Source organism: Moraxella sp. (assembly GCF_030525845.1).
GTDB lineage: Bacteria > Pseudomonadota > Gammaproteobacteria > Pseudomonadales > Moraxellaceae > Moraxella.
The window spans coordinates 1-4,567 of the sequence record NZ_JAUNDY010000041.1; the positions used below are offsets into that span (position 1 = coordinate 1).

Below are 4,567 nucleotides of genomic sequence, written 5' to 3' on the forward strand. Positions count from 1 at the left end.
CAATATTATCCGCCACCCTATCCGTATCTTGATATAAAAATTGGCTTGGGATATTGATATAGCCTTGTTCGGTGTTGGCAATCAGACTTGGCACGCCATTGACATGAAATTGATACGCCAATTTTTGCCCTTGTGCTATCCAAGCATTTGCCAAGTGAATACTTTCATCATTATTTAATTTATCAGCAATATCCGCTTGTCCGATGTCAATTAAGCCATTTTTTACCACAGCAATATCGCTGGTATCCAAACCGTCCACATATCGCAGTTTTTGAAAATGTAATAAAGTGGGTAATAATGCTTTTGGCTCATTTTGTTTCAATAAAGCACAAGCAACCGTTAAAGCAAATGAATTAAATGCTCCGCCTTTTAATAATAACTGACGGTAATTTTCACTAAATGGTAAGCCCGTTAATTGGCTAATACGTGTATCATTTGTCCAAGCGTGATTGGCAAAGTGAGCATCAATCACTTTTCCAGTACCCGCAAAAAGCCCTGTGGCATACACATCAATTTGGTGCGTTTTGGCAAGATTGGCAATACCTTTTGATGAGGCATAACACCAACCGCATAATGGGTCAAATAAATAGATAAAGTTCATACAGTCTCTTTTATCAAGGCTCTTTAAAATACCCACTCAAAACAATTTTTAAGTGGGTATTTTGGTCATTTAAATGAGTAAATCAGTTGCTGGCAACAGTAAAGCGTTTAAACAAATGCCCTTTTTGCTCCACATCGTCCGCAATCGCCACCGCCAAATCCGCCACGCTAATGTCGGCAGGCGTACCGTCCGCATTAAACAGCACATCATCGCCACCAATGCGATAAGTGCCTGTTTTTTCAAAAGAAACTGGGTTAATCGCAAACATCATCGCAGGCGACAAAAACGCCCAATTCACATCGGTGCGAGTGCGAAGCTCGGTCAAAAGCTCACGCACCACATTTGCCGCAGGATAGACATCAGCAGGAAAATCAGGCGTGTCCACCAGTTGCAAATCAGGGGCGATATTTAAACTGCCCGCCCCACCGACCACGAGCAAATACGGCACATTGGCGGTTTTGCTGGCGGTCAAAATGTTGGCGTGTCCTGTTTTTAAGTCATTGACAATATTAGGATTTTCCCAGCCAGCATTAAAGGCGTTTACCACCGCATCAAAGCCTGTCAATTTATCGGTAAAGTCAGGGCTATTAACATCAATCGCCACCGCCTTGACGTTGTCGGCTTGTGCTACTTTGTCAATGTTACGAGCAAAAGCGGTAACGCTATGTCCACGACTGGCAAGCTCTTTGACCACCGCAGAACCCACCAAACCTGTCGCACCGATGACTGCAAATTTTTTCATAAAAACTCCAAAAAGTTAAACATTGATTTTTGAGTTGATGTGGTGTATTATACGCCTCTAATTTAAAATTAGAAGTACTTACAAAAAAGTAAGTATAAGAATAAATTTTAATCCATTGATTTTTAAAGAGAATTTTATGATATCGTTTGACAAAGGGCGAGTTTTGTCCAAAGATTGCCCAAGCCGTGCGATTTTAAACCATTTGACAAGCCGTTGGGGTGTGCTGGTGATGATTGTGCTACTGGACGGCACCAAACGATTTAGTGAAATTCGCCGTGAGATTGAAGGCGTGAGTGAGCGAATGCTCTCCGAAACCTTAAAGCAATTAGAGGCGGACGGAATGCTCACTCGCCATTCTTATAATACCGTACCACCGCACACCGATTATACGCTGACCGAGTACGGACGGCAGGCGGGGGAGCGGATTTTTGGCTTAGTGGATTGGCTGGAAACGAATTTGGGGCAAATTTTGGCAAAGGGCAAGTAAGATTTAATACAATTTACTTACTTTTTAATCCCAACCACTAACGACATTCGCATGCTGATTTATTTTATGAACATCAAAGGATCTAAGTAGGCAAAAGTCAAAATAGGACAGATTTGGGGTAGAAATGGGAAATTAAAATCCCATTCATACCCCCTTATCATTCTCCCTTTATTTTTCTACATAAGGCAACAAGCTATTATGCCCAACGTGCTGAAAATACAAGCGGTTTTCTGTTTCATTCACGCCTGTTACACGGCTAAATTTACCACTTTCGTCCACATAAAAATCTTGTACTTGACCGTTTTCGTCCATTGAAAACGCCATTGCCGAATGACTTTGCTGACCTTTACTGAATTTCAACAGCACCGCAGACGGCATACCCACCCAAATTTTACCGTTTGCCGAACGGGTCATATTGTCCAATATCGCAGGAATGTTATCCACCAGTACCGACACGCCTGCATCGCCCACTTTGGCATCACGCACTTGGGTGTCAATTTTCAAAACTCGGTTGCCAAAAGTTTCGTTTAACAACAAAAATTTTTCATCATCAACAAGTTGCATACCATTGGCAAAGCGAAGTCCAGACACCAGTTTTTCAGTTTTGCCCGTGCTTGGGCGATAAACATACACCGAACCCGATTGGGTATTGGCAAATGCGTCCACCACGCCAATAAAATGTGCCCCATATTGGTCATTTTCAGACGCCACCACGCCTTTGGACGCATCGGTAAAATAAATGTCGCCATTTTGGGCAATCGTCAGGGCGTCAATCATACCAAAGCGTTCCCCTTGATAATTGTCCACCAAAATTTCAGGCTGATACCCCTTGTCCGCTCGTGCCACCGCCAGCACACCAAAACCGTTTTGATAAGTGGCGTCCACAAAATGGCAAGGGCAATACTGCTTGCGATGATGAGTTTTTTTAACATTTTAACTTTCCAAAAATAAAACCATTATAAAAATTTCATCTGTCTTTGTCTTGCCCAATCCTGTATAATATTTGCCTAATTCTCCGTTTATTTTAAAGAAGATGTTTAGCCAAACCACCCTTGATACCGTTTTGCAATTTGCCACGCCAAATTGTGCCAAACCCAGCCACATTGATGGTTTATGGCTCAATTATGCCAATCAAAACACTTATTTTAGCGACCATATTCAATTAAGCAGTATCAATTTTTGTTTACACGGCACACTCAATCTGTTTGTTAATCAAACTTGGCAAACCATAAGTGTTGGCGATATGGTGTTTACGCCCATTCATCTGCCTGTATCTGCAAATTTTTTACCTAAAAATCAAAATGATATATTTTTGGCGGTACATTTACAGCTTGATGAAACGGTGCTGATGTCTATTATCAATCAATTACCCCACAACAAAAGCCACCCCGAGCAAACAGACCACACCGCCCCAATCAGTCCTGCAATTGCCGATTGTATCAGCCGTTTAATCGCTTTATTACCCCAAGAAAACCCACAGTTTTTAGCCAATCTTTATATTCAAGAGCTGTATTGCCATTTGCTTTATTCTCCGTTTGGTGTATCGTTGGCACAGCTTGTTAGCCCAAACAGTGTGCTTTATAAAATCAAACACATCTGCCGTTTTATTGACACACATTTTCATCAAAGTTTTAGAGTAGGCGATTTGGCAAAACTGGGGGCTTGGGGCGAAAGCCAGTTTTATCATCATTTTAAACACATCACAGGTCTATCGCCGATTGCCTATCAAAAAATGGTACGACTAAATCACGCCAAATCATTGATTTTAAATAAGGGCTTGACAATCAGCCAAGTGGCGTATGAAGTGGGCTATGAAAGCGTGAGCCAGTTTAGCCGTGAATACAAACGGCAGTTTGGGATAAGTCCGAGTTTGGATAAATAGGGTTTTTTGGGCTACCTGAAAAATCATTTTGTCCATTTTAAAAGAAAAACACCGCTTGCATTCCAACCGCAAACGGTGCATTAGCCCAAAATACTTTAAAGCAAAACTGTTTTAATATTTTTGAGTCCAAACGCCAATTTTGCCAATAATCTTTGATAATCCTGCTGGCTGATTTGTCTGTTTTGGCATAAAACATCAAAGCGTTGTCCGTCATCATCTAAATAAAAAGGCATTGGCTCATAGCCATTTTTCAAATAAAACTTTTGGCGTTTTAGGCGTTGTTCGTAATTGTCGGCATTGCTGTCGCTCACGGTTTCAATGTTTAATACAATGGCGTGATTGGCTTTTTTATTTTTGATGAGTTCCAAAATTTGCGAGCCGTAGCCTTTGCCTTGTTTGGCGGAATTGACCGCCAAATACAAAACGAAGGTTTTTTGCTTGTCATTGACCAAATACACAAAGCCTGCAAATTCATCATTGTCCAAGACCGTCCAAAAATCCACGCACGAGCGAAACGAACTTAAATACAAAAACCAAATTGGCAAGCGTTCATTTTGGGGAAACTCTTTTAAAAATATCGTCTTAAATGTTTTAAAATAAGGCGAAAAAGGGTGTAAGTTATGCAAAGTTAAACTCATCAATGCCCACCCATTTTGGACAGCGTATTCATCATTATCACCCCTGCTAAAATAAGCCCAATGCTCGCCATTCCCCAAAAATCCACCTTCTCGCCAAACACCATCACGCCAACAATTGCCGTCAAAACAAGCCCGACGCCAGACCAAATCGCATACGCCATTCCAAGCGGAATGCTTTTTAATGCCAAAGACAACATATAAAAAGCCAAACCAAAGC

At 41.4% G+C, this 4,567-nt stretch carries 7 protein-coding genes; 2 read left to right on the forward strand and 5 right to left on the reverse strand.

Annotation, left to right across the window (positions count from 1 at the left end):
• Both Q4B79_RS09540 and Q4B79_RS09545 read right to left on the reverse strand, forming a co-directional pair.
• The coding region (locus Q4B79_RS09540) for a DsbA family protein (RefSeq protein ID WP_303086184.1) at nucleotides 1-601 on the reverse strand (601 nt) is incomplete at its 3' end.
• An 82-nt stretch (nucleotides 602-683) separates the two neighbouring features.
• Nucleotides 684-1,343, reverse strand: a complete 660-nt coding sequence (locus Q4B79_RS09545) for an NAD(P)-dependent oxidoreductase (RefSeq protein ID WP_303086185.1) — start codon at nucleotides 1,341-1,343, stop codon at nucleotides 684-686.
• Between the two features lie 136 nt (nucleotides 1,344-1,479).
• Between Q4B79_RS09545 and Q4B79_RS09550 the strand changes: the two genes are divergently transcribed.
• Nucleotides 1,480-1,830 carry a helix-turn-helix domain-containing protein gene (locus Q4B79_RS09550; protein WP_303086186.1) on the forward strand — a complete coding sequence of 117 codons (351 nt, stop codon included), beginning with the start codon at nucleotides 1,480-1,482 and terminating at the stop codon, nucleotides 1,828-1,830.
• Nucleotides 1,831-1,998: 168 nt separating this feature from the next.
• On the opposite strand, the gene Q4B79_RS09555 is transcribed toward Q4B79_RS09550, so the two are convergent.
• On the reverse strand, nucleotides 1,999-2,715 hold the full coding sequence (locus Q4B79_RS09555; RefSeq protein ID WP_303086187.1) for an SMP-30/gluconolactonase/LRE family protein: 717 nt from the start codon (nucleotides 2,713-2,715) through the stop codon (nucleotides 1,999-2,001).
• Between the two features lie 118 nt (nucleotides 2,716-2,833).
• Between Q4B79_RS09555 and Q4B79_RS09560 the strand changes: the two genes are divergently transcribed.
• Entirely contained in the window at nucleotides 2,834-3,712 is an 879-nt protein-coding gene (locus tag Q4B79_RS09560) for an AraC family transcriptional regulator (protein ID WP_303086188.1), read from the forward strand.
• A 95-nt stretch (nucleotides 3,713-3,807) separates the two neighbouring features.
• On the opposite strand, the gene Q4B79_RS09565 is transcribed toward Q4B79_RS09560, so the two are convergent.
• Entirely contained in the window at nucleotides 3,808-4,350 is a 543-nt protein-coding gene (locus Q4B79_RS09565) for a GNAT family N-acetyltransferase (protein ID WP_303086189.1), read from the reverse strand.
• Nucleotides 4,350-4,567: multidrug efflux SMR transporter (locus Q4B79_RS09570; RefSeq protein ID WP_303086190.1), on the reverse strand; the 218-nt coding region annotated here is incomplete at its 5' end. The genes Q4B79_RS09570 and Q4B79_RS09565, both read right to left, overlap by 1 nt.